Origin of the sequence: Paraburkholderia xenovorans, from assembly GCF_046030735.1 — a bacterium.
Classification (GTDB): domain Bacteria; phylum Pseudomonadota; class Gammaproteobacteria; order Burkholderiales; family Burkholderiaceae; genus Paraburkholderia; species Paraburkholderia xenovorans_A.
In genome coordinates this window covers 76861-93346 of sequence record NZ_JAQQBV010000011.1, presented here as the reverse complement: position 1 = coordinate 93346, position 16486 = coordinate 76861, and the positions used below count along the sequence as shown (strand labels likewise).

12 protein-coding genes and 1 pseudogene are annotated in these 16486 nt (G+C 59.4%); 11 read left to right on the top strand and 2 right to left on the bottom strand.

Annotation, left to right across the window (positions count from 1 at the left end):
* Nucleotides 1-445 precede the first annotated feature (445 nt).
* From PQQ51_RS13015 to PQQ51_RS12970, 10 genes and pseudogenes are all read left to right on the top strand, one after another.
* On the top strand, nt 446-988 hold the full coding sequence (locus tag PQQ51_RS13015) for a TagK domain-containing protein (RefSeq protein ID WP_408497191.1): 543 nt from the start codon (nt 446-448) through the stop codon (nt 986-988).
* A 160-nt stretch (nt 989-1148) separates the two neighbouring features.
* The gene (gene tssE / locus PQQ51_RS13010) at nt 1149-1685 is read left to right on the top strand and encodes a type VI secretion system baseplate subunit TssE (RefSeq protein ID WP_408497190.1); all 537 of its coding nucleotides are present in this window, start codon (nt 1149-1151) and stop codon (nt 1683-1685) included.
* A 14-nt stretch (nt 1686-1699) separates the two neighbouring features.
* Nucleotides 1700-3589 (top strand): type VI secretion system baseplate subunit TssF, encoded by a 1890-nt coding sequence (gene tssF / locus PQQ51_RS13005; protein WP_408497189.1) that lies wholly within the window; start codon nt 1700-1702, stop codon nt 3587-3589.
* Complete coding sequence (tssG, locus tag PQQ51_RS13000) at nt 3589-4701, top strand: type VI secretion system baseplate subunit TssG (RefSeq protein ID WP_408497188.1); 1113 nt, start codon at nt 3589-3591, stop codon at nt 4699-4701. Before tssF ends, tssG begins: the two co-directional genes overlap by 1 nt.
* Nucleotides 4702-4768: 67 nt before the next feature.
* Nucleotides 4769-5806: a type VI secretion system protein TssA gene (locus PQQ51_RS12995; protein ID WP_408497288.1), complete on the top strand. Its 1038-nt coding sequence runs from the start codon at nt 4769-4771 to the stop codon at nt 5804-5806.
* A gap of 163 nt (nt 5807-5969) precedes the next feature.
* Nucleotides 5970-6470, top strand: coding sequence for a lysozyme (locus PQQ51_RS12990; RefSeq protein ID WP_408497187.1), 501 nt, complete (start codon nt 5970-5972; stop codon nt 6468-6470).
* A gap of 5 nt (nt 6471-6475) precedes the next feature.
* The gene (locus PQQ51_RS12985; RefSeq protein ID WP_408497186.1) at nt 6476-6883 is read left to right on the top strand and encodes a lysozyme inhibitor LprI family protein; all 408 of its coding nucleotides are present in this window, start codon (nt 6476-6478) and stop codon (nt 6881-6883) included.
* Between the two features lie 122 nt (nt 6884-7005).
* Nucleotides 7006-8772 (top strand): annotated as a pseudogene (gene tssI / locus PQQ51_RS12980) (type VI secretion system tip protein TssI/VgrG); the annotation flags it as partial.
* 253 nt (nt 8773-9025) lie between these two features.
* Nucleotides 9026-9463: a DUF1795 domain-containing protein gene (locus PQQ51_RS12975; protein WP_408497185.1), complete on the top strand. Its 438-nt coding sequence runs from the start codon at nt 9026-9028 to the stop codon at nt 9461-9463.
* A 56-nt stretch (nt 9464-9519) separates the two neighbouring features.
* Nucleotides 9520-14052, top strand: coding sequence for an RHS repeat-associated core domain-containing protein (locus PQQ51_RS12970; RefSeq protein WP_408497184.1), 4533 nt, complete (start codon nt 9520-9522; stop codon nt 14050-14052).
* Between the two features lie 332 nt (nt 14053-14384).
* On the opposite strand, the gene PQQ51_RS12965 is transcribed toward PQQ51_RS12970, so the two are convergent.
* Complete coding sequence (locus PQQ51_RS12965) at nt 14385-14648, bottom strand: hypothetical protein (protein WP_408497183.1); 264 nt, start codon at nt 14646-14648, stop codon at nt 14385-14387.
* 158 nt (nt 14649-14806) lie between these two features.
* Here PQQ51_RS12965 and PQQ51_RS12960 point away from each other — a divergent pair, with 158 nt between their 5' ends.
* On the top strand, nt 14807-15868 hold the full coding sequence (locus tag PQQ51_RS12960; RefSeq protein WP_459252346.1) for an RHS repeat-associated core domain-containing protein: 1062 nt from the start codon (nt 14807-14809) through the stop codon (nt 15866-15868).
* Between the two features lie 332 nt (nt 15869-16200).
* Here the strand turns inward: PQQ51_RS12960 and PQQ51_RS12955 are convergent, their stop codons facing one another.
* Nucleotides 16201-16464 (bottom strand): hypothetical protein, encoded by a 264-nt coding sequence (locus tag PQQ51_RS12955; protein ID WP_408497183.1) that lies wholly within the window; start codon nt 16462-16464, stop codon nt 16201-16203.
* Nucleotides 16465-16486 lie beyond the last annotated feature (22 nt).

Here is a 16486-nt window from a genome sequence, read left to right as displayed (position 1 = left end):
CGTCGTTTGATGGTGTTGGGTGGATTATCGGAGATGAGATTTGAACTAGTCAATGCGGGTGGGGCGATTTTTATTTTTGATGGTTTTTTTTGGTTTTGTTGATAAATGGCAAAATTTGAATGAGGAATTTTGTTTTTGATTTATAAAAAAGTTTATTAAATAATTGAATGTAAACGATAATTTGTGTTTTTTAGAGATGCGGATCTCTGTCGGCGTTTTCCTGGGATTCGTGCGAAAAATATCTGTCCTTGTAGAGTTATTCCTACGTGTGAGTTGATTAAGTCTGTCGGATTTTACAGATTTTTAATTTCATCTCGAATAAACACTCAAATTTCTGTACTTCGATGCTAATTTCAGGATGGACATTAATTGTTGGTTTGTGCGTTAATCCTGTTCCTCCGCATAACGGACGCGATATCGGTGCAAACCGGCATGACGCCAGGCTATGAAATTTCACGCATGCAATGCCATCTTCGAGCTGTTGGATTCCTCCGTGAAGGCGGCGCATTGCGCGTCGGTCGACAAAGAGGCCGATGCATCCGCGCGTATCGAGCACGACGACCTTCTTGCCGCGCTGAGTGATCAGTATTACCAGGCGCTTGAATCGCCCCATTTCCTGCCAGAGGCCGAATGGGTCGGTTCTCCATCGAGAGTGGCGCGTGAAACCGGCAGTTGCGAATCTGCCGGGCACCGCAGTGGTAGCGATGGCTCGGCATCGATCCACGCTCTGCTTTCCGATATCGAGTTGCTGGAGGAAGCATTTGGGCCACTGCGCCAGGAAAGAGCGGCAGATCTGGTCGAGCACGATGCCGCGCCGGAAATTCTCAAGCTGTTTGCTCCACCTGCTTATCGTGTGTCGGCTGGCCGGCATAGGGGGGCGGTGCCCCCATTCGTCGCGCGCCGGGATCATCACACGCTCGCGATCGATAGCCCTTTAGGCGCGCTAGACAGTCACTCCCATCACATTCTGCTCGAATTGAACGAATGACCAACCAGTCGAAACAGACCGCTTGCGCGAACGGGCGAAGCTATCTCTCGACCGTAAAGCAGATCGGAGCAGCCGGCGCGGACATGGTCAACCGAGCGTTTGGACCAGCCATGGCTGGCAGCAACAGCAGGTATCGGAATGCGTCAACGGGAGCGAAGCGATGAACCGGAAACATCACGAACTGAACCGAACCGCAAGCGCTCCGCGCCGAACGGAGCCGCACTTGCTGCCCACGTTGCTCGACCGGCTGCGCGACAACGCCCCGCAGCGGCGGACGGAGGCGTCCAATGAGTACGCGGTCACGCGTTCGCAGATGCGCGACATCATCCTGCGAGACCTCGCGTTTTTGCTCAACGCAACAAGCATCGAAAATCTGATCGATCGCAGCCGTTATCCGTATGCAGCGGCGTCGACGGTCAATTTCGGCGTGCCGCCGCTCGCCGGCGCATTCGTGGCGTCGCGCAAATGGGCGGACATCGAAACGGTTGTCCGGCGCGCAATCGGCGACTTCGAGCCGCGTCTGATTCCGGAGTCGGTGCAGATCGTGCCGCTCACGGCGATCGACAGCGAGGCTTGCTACAACCATCTCGCGTTCGAGATCCGGGGAATGATCCGTATGGATCCGTATCCGCTCGAGTTCATGGTGCAAAGCTCGCTCGATCTCGAAACGAGCCGCCTGCACGCGAGCACTCGTTGACCACAGGAAGGTGTATGGACCCGCGACTGCTCGATTACTACAATCAGGAGCTCATGTACTTGCGTGAACTGGCAGGCGAGTTCGCGCAGATGCATCCAAAGATCGCGCGGCGGCTCGGCATGCAAGCCGGCGAGATGACCGATCCTTATGTCGAACGGTTGATCGAGTCGTTCAGCTTCATGGCCGCACGCATGCAACTCAAGCTCGACGCGGAGTTCCCTCGTTTCACGGGGCGCCTGCTCGAGGTGATCTATCCGAATTACGTGGCGCCGACGCCTTCGATGGCGGTTGCGCGCTTTTTTCCGAGCCCGAGCGAAGGCAATCTCATCGAGGGCTTCCGGGTCCCGCGCGGCACCGCGCTGAAAAGCCGGATACCGTCTGGGGAAAACACGGCCTGCGAGTTCCGTAGTGGCCAGGACGTCGCACTGTATCCGCTGGAGATCGCTCACGCACAACTAACGGGTATTCCGCCCGATATTCCGATGCTCGATCGCTACGTACCGCCTCAAACGCAGGTACGCGGCGCATTGCGATTGCGTTTGCGCACAACGGGTGAGGCGAACATCGCGGAACTACGTGGACTGGACCGACTGCCGGTCTACCTAGCCGGCGACGAGCAGGTCGCTTCTCATCTGTTCGAATTGCTTCACGCGGCGGGCGTGGCGTCGATTACCGGCGAGCCCGGCGGCTTCGGCGATACGGATCGCCCGTTTTGTGCCGTGACTCAACGCGCGGTCGTCCATGAGGGGCTCGACACGGAGCAGGGATTGCTGCCGCTCATCTGGTCGAAGTTCCACGGTCACAACCTCCTGCACGAATACTTCGCGTGTCCCAGCCGCTTTTACTTTTTTACGCTGACGGGGTTGCGCGAAGGGTTGAGTAAGGCAAAAGGCCGCGAAGCCGAAATCGTCGTGCTGCTCGATCGCTCACCAGACCAACTGATGGCACTTGTCGACGCGTCGCGGTTCGCACTGTTCTGCACGCCCGTGATCAATCTGTTTCCGCGCAAGGTAGAGCGTATTGAGTTGAATCATGCCAGTACGGAATTCCATCTGGTTCCGAGGCGCCTTGCGCCGCTCGATTACGAGGTTTATGCGGTCGATTCGCTGGCGGGTCAAGTCGGCACGCAATCGACGAAGCTCGAGTTCCGGCCGCTATATCAAACGCTGAACAATGATGAAAGCAATCACGGGCGTTATTTCTCGCTTCGCCGCGAACGCCGGTTGCCGTCGGATTCGGCGCGGCGCTATGGCACGCGCACGCCGTACATCGGGACAGAAGTGTTCGTGTCGCTGGTCGACCAGCATGAGGCACCGTATCACGAAGGCATGCGCTACCTGTCGGTCGATGCATGGCTGACCAATCGCGATTTGCCGAATCTGTTGCCGCGCGACGGCGTGAGCGATCTGAGCGCCAGCGACTCGGTGCCCGTGGTGAGCGTCGGCCTGATCCGCGCGCCGAGCACGCCCCGCGCGCCTTTCGCTGAGCGCGAAACGGCCTGGCGGCTGATCCGGCAATTGAATTTCAATTATCTGCCGCTTGAAGATATGGATCACCGTCCCGGCGGCCAGGGCGTGCGCGACATGTTGCGCCTGTTCCTCACCAGCGACGACACGGGACTTCAGCGTCACGTGGAAAGCCTTGTCGGCGTGAAGACCCGACCGGTCGCGAGGAAACTTCCCGGTGGCGGACCGCTGGTGTTCGGTCGTGGCATCGAGTGTCAGTTGACGGTCGATGAGACCGGCTTTTCGGGAGTGAGTCCGTACCTGTTCGGGCTGATTCTCGAGCACTACCTCGCGCGCCATGTGTCCATCAACTCGTTCACGCAAACCGAACTTCATTCGATGCAGCGTGGCCGCGTGATGCGCTGGCCGGTGCGCATGGGTACCCGCGGAGTGGCCTGATGGAGCGAGCACCATTCAAATCGATGCTGCGAGATGCGGCGTTATCGGCGGATACAGTCGAGCGACTGCAGGCGCAGCCGTGGCTTTATGGATTCTTCCCTCTGATGCGCCGCATCGGCGCCGACACGCGTATCGACGCGATTGGAACCGCACGGCGTCCGCGTGCCGAGCCTTTTCGGTTGAGTCAGAAACCGAGCCTCGCATTTGCGCCGCGTGAGGTCGCGAGCGTAGGCGAACTGGACGGACATCTGCATATCCGTCTGTTTGCGCTTGGCATGCTTGGGCCGAACGGACCGTTGCCGATCCACATGACGGAAATCGCACGGGAGCGTGAAGAGAGCCGGCACGATTCCACGCTGATCCATTTCCTTGACATCTTTCACCATCGCTATCTGACGCTGTTGTATCGCGCGTGGGCCGGCGCGCAAGCAACCGTTGGGCTCGACCGGGCCGGTTCTGATAGCGAACGCTTTTCCTTTTATATCGCGAGCCTGAACGGGCAGGACACGCGCGAGATTGCACAGCGTGCATTACCCGCTCATGCACAGTTGGCCGCGTCAGCCAACCTGGTGCGTGAAGCGCGTGACCCCGATGGCTTGCGTATGACGCTTGAGCGCTATTTCGGCGTGCCGGTGGCGATCGAGGAATTCGTGTTTCACTGGATCGACGTCACGCCGGAAGATCGCAGCTATATCGGCAAACCTGGCGCCGCGGCGACGATGGGCAACGGCACGATGCTCGGCGAGCAGGTGCCGGATCGGCAGCATCGTTTGCGGATCGTCATCGGCCCGGTCGATATCGACCAATACCTGCGCTTCACGCCTCGCGGCGACGATCTGCCTCGGCTGGTCGATTGGGTGCGCAGTTTCATCGGTCGCGAATTCGAATGGGAACTGGAGTTGCGCATTCGCGCGCAAAGCGCACCGCCCGCGGTGATGGGCGGCCCGCAACAACTGGGCTGGTCGGGGTGGCTTGGCCGCTCGCCTTCTGGTGAGCCCATCGCCGGCATGCGCTTCGAGCCTGAACGCTATGCCGGCAGCTTCATGAAGCGATGCGTCGGCGCAACCGGCAAGGGTTCAAACACACCGCGAGCGCAGGAGCAGAATGAGTAGCAGCAAAAGACACGCAACAGCGAAGGCGTCGGTAGTCAACGCAGCGGGGCCGGCGCATCACGACTGGATGTCGCCGATCGACGCGGCGTCCCCATGCGGGAGCGATCTCGAATACGACCCGGAATTCGTCGTGCTGTCCGCGCAGACCATCGCGAAGCTGGATGCGCAGTATGGTGACTTCGTGGGTAGACCGGATCCGGTGAACTGGAGCGAGATAGACCGCGATTGCCGGCGCTTGATGATGCGCAGCAAGGACATGCGCGTCGCCGTGCTGTTCACGCGTTGTCGCGCAAGACTTGCTGCGTCCATCGGACTGGCGGAAGGGCTGGGATTGCTGGCCGCGTGGCTCGCCGCATTTCCCGCGACGATCCATCCGCAGCCGGGCGTCGATGACGATCGGGACGCGGCGTTCGAAATCCGCATGAACGCGTTGCAGGCGCTAACCGACTCGGATGGACTTCTGTCTGACGTGCGTGAGATCGCACTGACGCGTTCGACAGTTGCGCGCCTTCAGGTGCGCGATGTCGAGCGTGCATTTGCGCAGCCGCGCGCAAACGATGCGCTCGCGCCCGAGTCGGTCACGAGGCAACTCGAAGATCTGCGAATCCAGCAGCCGGACATGCTGGGTGGCTTCTCCAGTGCGCTTGCGAGTCTGCGTTCAATCGAAGCCTGGTGCGACGAACATCTCGGTGTTTATCAACCGGATTTTTCCGCGTTGACTCGCCTGTTGCAACGCATCGCAGGCGATGGACCGCGCGACATTGCAACGCCGGTTGACCCCGCAGTTGATGAACCGTTGTCCGTCGACCTGGTTGCGCCGGCAGCGGCGAAGGAAGCTGCGAAAGCGGAACTTAACGGCATGGCGACGCAGACGCAGTCCATCGGTGCCGGGCCAGCATGTCGGTGCACAAGCGCGATATCGGTGGGGCGGGAGCGCGCACTGGAGCGCATCCGGGATGCGCGTCACTGGTTCGAGCAGCATGAGCCGAGCAGTCCGATTCCGATATTGCTGAAGCGTGCGGAACGGTTTGTTGGCAAGGGTTATGTGGATGTACTGAGAGCCATTCCCGCGGAGTTGTTACAGCAATGGGATAGCGAGGAGTAGTCACGGTGTGCAAATCGTCAAGCGATTGGGCAATGAACCTCACGATCGGACAATCGACACACGAGCACTGGCATCGAATCGCACTGCGAGAGGGTGACGTTCAGAGCGTTCGATTTGACGGCGCTTCGCCGTTGTGCAACGGCGAAGCGGGGAGCAATCTGAAATGGCCAATGAAACGAAACACATGAGCGCGGCGGGTCTGAGTGCATTGAGAGTTCGCGAAGGAACAGTACTTCACTACTACAACGACGTGGGGAACAACTGCACGTTCGGCGTGGGCGCGCTCGTACATAGCGGCCCATGTGGGGACGAGGAAATGCGCCGCCCCGTCAACGCCGCAGACGTCAATGCGCAACTCGCCGTGAGCGCGCGCAGCGCCGAAGCCGCCGTTCGCCGCCAGGTGAGCGCGCGCGAACTGACGCAGGAACAATTCGATGCGCTTGTGAGCTACACGTTCAACGCTGGGCCAACCGGTGCGTATCCAGTCCTTGCTGCTGCCAACGCCGGGCAAGATGCGCAGGTTGTCGTCCATATGACCCGTAATGTAAACGTCTATCCGCGAGACGCGCAGGGACGGCGCCTGCATCCGGTTCGTTCGGCGGGTCTCGTCAACCGGCGCCGCGAAGAAGCGGCGCCTTTCCAGCCGGAGTTGAGCAGGCGATGAGATCAATGGCTTTCCTCCTCGCCGGATTTGTTTGCGCATCGCTTCATGCGGCGACCACAAATGTAGTTGACGAAATAGTCAGCCGCAGCGGATTGAACGCCAGCGAGGTGGCCGCGCTACTCGCGAATTGCGACGCCAGTCAAACCAGTATGAACTTCTGCGCGTGGCGCGATCGGCTTGTCGCCGAGCAGGATTTGCAGCGTGCGATATCGAGTAAGACGGACTCGTTTTCGTGCAAGGCTCGTCTGGAAAAGCGGGTTTCAAAATGGATAACGCAGCGTGATCGTGCTTGCCAGATAGGAGCGCAACGCGACTGGGGAAATGGTTCGGAGCGTCAAGCGGCGCAAACGGTCTGCGTCACGGAGGCAACTGCGCGAATCACGGGAAAGGTGAAGTCTTTTCGTTGCGGTTAGCTGGAGCTATCACGACGAAACACGCAATCTGCGAGTCGCTATCCCGATCGCCACTCGCACCGGGAAATTCTCGTTGAAGATCCCTGAGATATCAGTTCAGAAATTACGGAGTTAGTTTAGTCATGCTGACGTTTGTAAAAAATCGCACCATAACGATGAGCGGCCCGGCACTGCCGGTGTCGTCGATTGGCGAACCATCTCTCGAATTGACCGGTATATCAGGCGAGGAAACCCTGTCGGAAATCTACACCTACACGTTGGCGTGCCGCACACCGCGCGATAGTCCCGCGGCGGATGCGGCCAATCTCGATCTGAAATCGATGGTCGGCAAGGAGTTGACCGTCACGATCCAGTTGGAAGGGATGGGGACGTTTGTGGCAGGCATCGAAGGGGGCGCGGGTACGGCCAACATCGGAGCGGGCACGCGCGAGATCAGCGGCGTGGTGACGGAGGCCCGCTACGTCAATCAGTCGGACCGGCAGAGTCATTATCAACTGGTGCTCAAGCCGTGGATCTGGCTGGCCGATCAGAGGTCGGATTTCCGGATATTCCAGCGTAAGACAGTCGTGGAGATCATCGAGAGCGTATTGGGTCAATACATGTACTCGTACGATTTGCGTCTGAGCAGCTCTTATCCGGTGCTGGACTATCAGGTCCAGTATGGCGAAACGGACTTCTACTTTATTCAGCGATTGATGGCCGAATACGGCATCTACTGGTTCTTTGAACACTCGGATACGTTCCACCGGATGGTGCTGGTGGATCAACTTGGCGCACACAAGCCCGTCGAGAGCGTCGCTTACCAGACCTTGTGGTACTACCCGCCGGGCCACAAGATCGATCAGGAACATATCCACGCGTTCGATACCGGCGGCGCGCTCCAGGCGGGTCGCTGGACGACGGGCGACTACGACTTCAAGAAACCTCGTTCACGTCTGGTCGCGCAGAGCGAACTGCCGCAGGAGACAGCACACAACGATTTCGAGCGCTATGAATGGCCGGGCGATTACACCGACCCGCGGCATGGCGAACAATTCGCCCGGTTGCGTATGGAAGAAGTGCGTGCGCATGGCGAGCGTGCGTCGGGTAGCGGCAATCTGCGCGACGTGGTGTGCGGCACGACCTTTCAGCTCAATGGCTATCCGTATCAGGCGGCGAACCAGGAGTATCTGGTGATGAGCGCGTCGTTCTCGGCGACGGAGATCGGTGACGCGAACGGCTCCGGCAAGTACTCGATCCATAGCGCGTTCGTGGTGCAACCGGCAACAACGGTGTTTCGTCCATCGCGCGCGCGATATCCGAAGCCGCGCACAAGCGGGCCGCAGACGGCGATCGTGACGGGGCCGCCCGGGCAGGAAATATGGACCGACCAGTATGGCCGCGTGAAGCTGAGCTTCCATTGGGACCGGTCGGGCGTGACGGATCAGAACTCGTCGTGCTGGGTGCGCGTGTCGTATCCATGGGCGGGCAGCAGCTTCGGCGGCGTGAACATCCCGCGCGTGGGGCAGGAAGTGATCGTCGATTTCGTGAATGGCGATCCAGACCGGCCGCTTGTGACGGGGCGCGTTTTTAATGCGTATTCGATGCCGCCTTGGGATCTGCCTGGCAATGCGACACAAAGCGGAATCATCAGTCGTTCGATGAAGGGCGGCAAAGCGAATTACAGCGGGATTCGATTCGACGATAAACAGGGCGCCGAAGAGTTCATGTTGCAGGCCGAGAAAGACATGAACAGCACCGTCAAACATGATGAGGCCCACAACGTAGGTAACGATCGCACTAAACGGATTGGACAGAACGAGACCGTGACGATCGGCGGAATGCAAAAACAGACAATCGGCGGCGACACCACGCTGACTACCACCGGGCCGTCAAAGGGCGGCGCGGGCAGCATCGGCGATATTCAGCTTGAATCCCAGCAGGGAAGAATTCGCCTCAAGGCGACGACGGAGATCATTTTCGAAGTCGGCAGCAGCACGATTCACATGAAAGCGGACGGCAATATCGTGATCTCCGGCCCCACCCACGTGAACATCAATCCGGGTCAGGGGTGAGGGAATCGAAGTGCTCAGACATGCGCGCGCGTTTGAGCGAAACCCAAGGCGCGCGTGCATTCCAATTTCGTCGAGTAGAAGAAAACACATGCGTTATCTGATGAACGAAGGTTACCTGGATCTGCCAGGAAACTGGCATGACCGTACTGTTCACGCACTGCTGCCGGCTATTCCCGAAGTAACGGGCTCGAATCTGGTCCTGACGCGGGACGATTTGCCCTACGGCAGCGAATTCGCGGATTACGTCGACGTACAGAAGTCGAGGTTCAGGCGCGAATTGACCGATCTGCAAATGCAGTACGACGCGCCGTGTCGCGTCGACGAACGTCCGGGCCATAGCCTGGCGTTTACGTGGAGGCGGGACGGTCTGCCGGTCCACCACCTCGCGTTGATCATTCTCGATGCGCCCACCGTTCTCACTTTGACCTACACGAGTCCAGGCCAGTTGCCACCGCAGGTTCGTCGGGACATTGTCGCGGCGCTGAGCGGCTTCAGATTTCATCGTAGAGAAAACACTCCGGCGTAGTACGTCGCCTGCGTCAACTCCATTTTCAAAAATTTTTCACCGGCGGGCTTGACGCTATGGGTGGTGGGCAAGGTAGTGCGACGACGGGGCCGCAGCAGAAGCTGGCTGCATTGGCCGCGCGAGACAGCAACGCGGAAACCGTCAACAACATTTCCGAAGCGGGCACCGCGATCAATGCCGCGCAGGTCGCAGCGGCTGGAACGGCAGCATGGTCGGAAGGCACGCTCGCGTGTTTTGCGGGGCGTGTCATTGCGCCGCTCGGCGGCGCGATGCTGGGTGCGGCACTTGCCAACGCAGTCGGAGCAGATCGGCCTGTCACTCAGGTGCTCAACAAAATGGGGCTGCCGACCGTCGCCAAACCCGGCAAGGCCCCGGCGCGTGTCGGTCACAAAATCGTTCATGAGAATGCGTTCGCCGGTGCATTAGCGGGGCTTGCGGCGGCTCTGCTTGTCGGTATCGCGATTGCCGCGATCGTGGCAACCGGAGGCGCTGCGGCAGCGGTCCTTGCCGCAGCCGGTCCCGCCGTCGTTGGCTTCGTGGCAGGCGCAATTGGCGGATTCGTGGGGGCAGCCGTCGCTACCGGTGTCGGCAACACGGGAACGGTAACGGGGCAGATTGCGGACGGCTCGCACAACGTCTCTTTCGAAGGCAAGCCAGTAGCACGGGTCACCGATCCCGTGATATGCAGCAAGGACCCAGGCATGCCGGCGCCGCAGATCGCGCAAGGGAGCAACACGATTTCGGTCAACGGCTTGCCGCTTGCTCGCATCGGTCACAAGATCACGTGCTCGGCCGTCATTCAGGAGGGTTGCGCGACTATCAGCGCCGATCTGACCACGGGCACTTACGGCAAGATCGACGCCAACGTTTCCGTTCTCGAGCAACTGTTCATGACGACAGTCGATGTCGTCATGATGCGCTCCGCCACGAAGGAAGGCGGACTGCTCGATGGCAAGTTGCGAGAGTTGTTGGGCGAACCGGTCGACATGGCGACCGGCGATTATGCAGACTACCGAACCGACTTCACCTGGCCGCATGTATTGCCGCTGACGTTGAGCCGCGTCTATGCCGGGCGACAACTGGTGGACGGCCTATTGGGTGATCGCTGGATCTGCAACTGGTCGCAGCGTCTGGCGTACCGGCAACCCGGCGATGGCAAAGGCCCGCCGACGGTGACTTTTTTTGATGCCGACGGTCAGCAACTAGTTTATCCGATCCCGCATGAACAGTTCCATGCGTTCAATTTGTGGGCGCCTCACTACGTGCTACGGGGGAATCGTCGGCGAGCGGTGATTTTCGATGAACGGAGTCAACAGTCTCTGATTTTCGAGCCGGCGGGTGCGCAAGCCGACACCGCGCGCCTGAGCCGCATCGAAGACCGCAACGGTAACGCGATCGACTTCGTCTACAACGCGCTCGGCCGTCTGTGCCAGGTAAAACATAGCGCCGGCTTTACCGTGTGGGTGAATTGCGATGCGAACGGTCTGCTGCAAAGCGTGTCGGAGCACGCGGGTGGCAAGGACCCACTTGTCAGCTATCGTTTCGATCGTCGGCATCCTCGATTGATCGACTTACATAGCCGCTTCCACGGCGAGTTCCACTTCGGTTACACGAACGACGGCTGGCTGAATCATTGGCGCGACAGCGGATCGACGTCGGTCGAGCTCGAGTACGACGAGCGAGGCCGGGTGATTGCGACGCGTACCAATACCGCGCTGTACGACGACCGTTTCGAATACCACGATAACGAGCGGCGCGCGACCTATATCGATGCGCTTGGGCACCGGCATGAACGCTGGTTCGACGCGGAAGACCGTCTGATCCGCTCGCGCGATCCGTTGGGGCGCATCACGCAGGTGGCCTATGACCAGTATGGCTGGGTCAGCAGTCGCGTCGATCCGCGTGGACGAACCAGCCGCTACGATCACGACGCCCGAGGCCGGCTGCTGCAGTTCGCCGACTGGCACGGTCGGAAATGTCGCTACCGGTGGAGCGACGCCGGTCAGCTACTGGAGCAGCAGGATAGCAATGGCACGTTGCGGTGGCACTACAACGCCGAAGGCAATGTGGTCGCGTTCCGGACGCCAGCCGGGGAGACTCGCTGGCGCTATAGCGCGGAGGGTCATGCGACACATCGCATCGGCATGGACGGGAGCGTCCAGCGTTGGGAATATGACGCATCCGGTTGCCCGACGGTATGGGCCGATCCACTGGGACGAAAGACGCATTTTAGTCATGATCGCTTCGGCCGTTTGATTAGTCATACCGATACAGCGGGCCATAGCACTCGCTACACCTACGCGTCGGGTCCGGACAACCCTTGCGAGGCGCTCAGCCATGTCGAGTACGCCGACGGCAGTGTGAACCAACGGCATTACGATCGAGAAGGTAGGGTATCCGAAGTAATCGATCCGCTCGGTCATAGCACGCACTACGCGTGGGGAGCGTTCGACCTGCTGGCAAGCGTAACGGACGCGGCCCGCGCGGTGACCCGCTACCACCACGACGGCGCCGCGCGTTTGACTGGCATCACCAACGCCGCCGGTCAGCATTGGGCATTGGAGCGCGACGCCGCGGGTCAACTGATCGCGCAAACCGACTGGAGCGGACGATGCACCCGCTACGAGCGCAACGCGCTGGGTCAGGTGGTGACGAAACACCAGCCCGATGGCGCGACGCTACGCTACGACTACGATGAGTTCGACCAACCGGTGTCGATTACCGGCGAGCGGCAGCGTCACACGTTCGTGTGGGATGGGCCTGGACGGCTGATCGGGGCACGGGTTTGGGAGAAGGACGCCGGCGACCAGTGGCAGCCGGACAATGATGTGCAACTGGAGTACGACGACGCGCATCGGCTGGTGAGCGAAAGTCAGCACGGTCGGCGCTTGCGGTATGGATATGACGCGGTCGGCCGGCCCGTATCGATGGAGACGCAGAGTGGTCAAAGCCGGTGGCAGTACGATGCGGCTGGGCAATTGGAGACGCTGGAAAGCAATGGCCATCGGTTCGATTTTGCTTATGGCCTGGGTGGTCAGGAGACTTCGCGGCGTTACCGGCCGGATGCCGAACGTGTGGCACGGCAGCCTGAGTTGGCGATGTTGCGGCCGGACGGCTTTGTGCAGCATCAGGGCTACGATCCGATGCGTCGTTTGGAGTCGCAGACGATCTGTGCGCAGCCATGGATGCAGGGCGAGTTGCCGGAATCCGTGGGACAGCAGGTGTCGCGGCAGTACGGATGGGATGCGGCGGGGCAATGTGTCGGTTTTCGGGAGATGCGATCGGGCGTGCCGCAGTCGGCCAGTGAATGGCGCTATGACTCTCGTGGTCAGATTGTCGAGGTACAGCATCACGTGGGACGTGATGGAGGACGGATACCTGGCCGGACCGAGCGCTATGAATACGACAGTCTTGGCCACATTGCGGGACAGCAGCACGACAGTGACGCGCCGCTATCGCATCATTTCCATCGCGACCAGCTGATCGCGGTCGGTCCGAACCGCTATCAGTATGACGGGCGCGGACGGATGATCGTGCGCTGTGTGCAACGCAACGGTTTCCGGGCTCGACTATGGCGTTTTGCGTGGGATGAGTTCGACCGGTTACGCGAGGTGCTTACGCCTGAAGGTGAGCGGTGGCGTTATCGTTATGACGCGTTTGGCCGGCGCATCAGCAAGCAGTGTGAAGGGGTGTGCCGTCATCGTCCGCGTCGGATCGATTACCTGTGGCAGGGTAGCCGGCTGGTCGAGGAATGGTGCTCGTATGAGCGCGAGGCGGGCGATACGCGGGCGCACAACGAGATCCGGCGCTGGCACTATCGTCCGGGTAGTCATGCGGTGCTGGCGCAGGAACGGCTGTGCTATGAGCGGGAACCGTCGCTGCCTGAGAGCGAGTGGTACCCGCTTGCGTGCGATCCGAACGGCGCGCCGCATACGATGTACAACAGCGAGGGCCGCGCGGTATGGCGGGCACGGAGTTCGCTGTGGGGTGAGACCGCACGCGATACCACGAGCGTGCGAATGCGGGAGATGTTGCGGCATGTGGTGCATGACCCGTATCTTGCGGCGTGCCTGACGGCGGGTGACGAGACGCTGGAGTGTGAACTGCGGTTTGCAGGGCAGTGGGCCGATGAGGAAAGCGGGCTGCACTATAACTGTCAGCGGTACTATGATCCGCAGACGGGGCAGTATTTGAGTGGGGATCCGATTGGGTTGGAAGGGGGGCTTAATGTCTATCGGTATGCGCCGAATCCGCTTGGGTGGATTGATCCGTGGGGGCTGAGTTGCTGGACTTCGACATCGTCGAAGTCGTCAGCGGAAAATGCTTATGGGCATTGGAAAAAACACGGAGCGGAGTTTCCGGAATTTCAAAATGCCAAACAATATGTTGAAGGAACGAAGAGTTTTGTTAGCGGACCACCATCAGGAACGCTCACGAAAATAAGACCAAACGGAGAGGTTGTTTTTTATGATCCGGGAAGCAACACATTTGCGGTCACGACGTCAAATGGCACGCCAAAGACGATGTTCAGGCCCGATCCCGCGCAGCATGGCTTCCCGAGTAATTTGGATTACTACAATGCACAGTGATTGCTATTGTCGAGTGTGTGGTTATGGATTGTCCTCGCCTCCTTGGGGTGAGGATGGGAGTACGCCGACATGGGAAATATGTCCGTGTTGCGGCACTGAATTTGGCTACGAAGACTGCACGCCGGCAAGTGCGAGAAGGAAACGTAATCAATGGATTTTGAATGGTAAGAAGTGGTTTGAAAATAAAGAAAAGCCAGCAGATTGGGACTGGGATCGTCAGTTTCAGAATATTCCGGATTCTTATAAATAGACGGTACACCTGGAGCCCGTAAGTCCCGAATGGCATCTCGAAGGGCCACTTGCGTAGCCCTTCGTTATTGGTTGCTGCTGGATCAGCAACTCGAGGTGAGCGGGGCGGAGCGGTTTCTGCGTTGTGCTCGCTGGGCTTTCTGTGTGCGCCATGCGCTGCCCAGCTGGTCACTCTGGGCCTTGAGTTCGATGGTCCGTTTCGCGTGCTCGCGCGCCTTGGCGGCCTCATCGTATTCGGGGGTCACCGTGAGGCTTTGCCGGATGTAGTCAACCGAGACATAGACGCGCTGGCCGGCTTTGAAGAATCCTGCCGTCGTGAGCCACAGGTCGATATGTTCCCAAGGCATGAAGGGCTACTGCGGTTACATAAACCCCGTGCAATAGATGGCGCGTCGGGAGTATCGCGTAGCAGCACGACAGTGACGCCGCGCTATCGCATCATTTCCATCGCGACCAGCTGATCGCGGTCGGTCCGAACCGCTATCAGTATGACGGGCGCGGACGCATGATCGTGCGCTGTGTGCAACGCAACGGTTTCCGGGCGCGGCTATGGCGTTTTGCGTGGGATGAGTTCGACCGGCTACGCGAAGTGCTTACGCCTGAAGGTGAGCGGTGGCGTTATCGTTATGACGCGTTTGGCCGGCGCATCAGCAAGCAGTGTGAAGGGGCGTGCCGTCATCGTCCGCGTCGGATCGATTACCTGTGGCAGGGGAGTCGGCTGGTCGAGGAGTGGTGCTCGTATGAGCGCGAGGTGGGCGATACGCGGGCGCGCAACGAGATCCGGCGCTGGCACTATGGTCCGGGTAGTCATGCGGTGCTGGCGCAGGAACGGCTGTGCTATGAACGGGAACCGTCGCTGCCTGAGAGCGAGTGGTACCCGCTTGCGTGCGATCCGAACGGCGCGCCGCATACGATGTACAACAGCGAGGGCCGTGCGGTATGGCGGGCACGGAGTTCGCTGTGGGGTGAGACCGCACGCGATACCACGAGCGTGCGAATGCGGGAGATGCTGCGGCACGTGGTGCATGACCCGTATCTTGCGACGTGCCTGACGGCGGGTGACGAGACGCTGGAGTGTGAACTGCGGTTTGCAGGGCAGTGGGCCGATGAGGAAAGCGGGCTGCACTATAACTGTCAGCGGTACTATGATCCGCAGACGGGGCAGTATTTGAGTGGGGATCCGATTGGGTTGGAAGGGGGGCTTAATGTCTATCGGTATGCGCCGAATCCGCTTGGGTGGATTGATCCGTGGGGGCTGAGTTGCTGGACTTCGACATCGTCGAAGTCGTCAGCGGAAAATGCTTATGGGCATTGGAAAAAACACGGAGCGGAGTTTCCGGAATTTCAAAATGCCAAACAATATGTTGAAGGAACGAAGAGTTTTGTTAGCGGACCACCATCAGGAACGCTCACGAAAATAAGACCAAACGGAGAGGTTGTTTTTTATGATCCGGGAAGCAACACATTTGCGGTCACGACGTCAAATGGCACGCCAAAGACGATGTTCAGGCCCGATCCCGCGCAGCATGGCTTCCCGAGTAATTTGGATTACTACAATGCACAGTGATTGCTATTGTCGAGTGTGTGGTTATGGATTGTCCTCGCCTCCTTGGGGTGAGGATGGGAGTACGCCGACATGGGAAATATGTCCGTGTTGCGGCACTGAATTTGGCTACGAAGACTGCACGCCGGCAAGTGCGAGAAGGAAACGTAATCAATGGATTTTGAATGGTAAGAAGTGGTTTGAAAATAAAGAAAAGCCAGCAGATTGGGACTGGGATCGTCAGTTTCAGAATATTCCGGATTCTTATAAATAGACGGTACACCTGGAGCCCGTAAGTCCCGAATGGCATCTCGAAGGGCCACTTGCGTAGCCCTTCGTTATTGGTTGCTGCTGGATCAGCAACTCGAGGTGAGCGGGGCGGAGCGGTTTCTGCGTTGTGCTCGCTGGGCTTTCTGTGTGCGCCATGCGCTGCCCAGCTGGTCACTCTGGGCCTTGAGTTCGATGGTCCGTTTCGCGTGCTCGCGCGCCTTGGCGGCCTCATCGTATTCGGGGGTCACCGTGAGGCTTTGCCGGATGTAGTCAACCGAGACATAGACGCGCTGGCCGGCTTTGAAGAATCCTGCCGTCGTGAGCCACAGGTCGATATGTTCCCAAGGCATGAAGGGCTACTGCGGTTACATA

What these genes read in the sequence shown, in the direction of transcription:
- PQQ51_RS13015 (WP_408497191.1), top strand. Translation starts at nt 446, where the DNA reads ATGAAATTTCACGCATGCAATGCCATCTTCGAGCTGTTGGATTCCTCC.
- tssE (WP_408497190.1), top strand. Translation starts at nt 1,149, where the DNA reads ATGAACCGGAAACATCACGAACTGAACCGAACCGCAAGCGCTCCGCGC.
- tssF (WP_408497189.1), top strand. Translation starts at nt 1,700, where the DNA reads ATGGACCCGCGACTGCTCGATTACTACAATCAGGAGCTCATGTACTTG.
- tssG (WP_408497188.1), top strand. Translation starts at nt 3,589, where the DNA reads ATGGAGCGAGCACCATTCAAATCGATGCTGCGAGATGCGGCGTTATCG.
- PQQ51_RS12995 (WP_408497288.1), top strand. Translation starts at nt 4,769, where the DNA reads ATGTCGCCGATCGACGCGGCGTCCCCATGCGGGAGCGATCTCGAATAC.
- PQQ51_RS12990 (WP_408497187.1), top strand. Translation starts at nt 5,970, where the DNA reads ATGGCCAATGAAACGAAACACATGAGCGCGGCGGGTCTGAGTGCATTG.
- PQQ51_RS12985 (WP_408497186.1), top strand. Translation starts at nt 6,476, where the DNA reads ATGGCTTTCCTCCTCGCCGGATTTGTTTGCGCATCGCTTCATGCGGCG.
- PQQ51_RS12975 (WP_408497185.1), top strand. Translation starts at nt 9,026, where the DNA reads ATGCGTTATCTGATGAACGAAGGTTACCTGGATCTGCCAGGAAACTGG.
- PQQ51_RS12970 (WP_408497184.1), top strand. Translation starts at nt 9,520, where the DNA reads ATGGGTGGTGGGCAAGGTAGTGCGACGACGGGGCCGCAGCAGAAGCTG.
- PQQ51_RS12965 (WP_408497183.1), bottom strand. Translation starts at nt 14,648, where the DNA reads ATGCCTTGGGAACATATCGACCTGTGGCTCACGACGGCAGGATTCTTC.
- PQQ51_RS12960 (WP_459252346.1), top strand. Translation starts at nt 14,807, where the DNA reads ATGATCGTGCGCTGTGTGCAACGCAACGGTTTCCGGGCGCGGCTATGG.
- PQQ51_RS12955 (WP_408497183.1), bottom strand. Translation starts at nt 16,464, where the DNA reads ATGCCTTGGGAACATATCGACCTGTGGCTCACGACGGCAGGATTCTTC.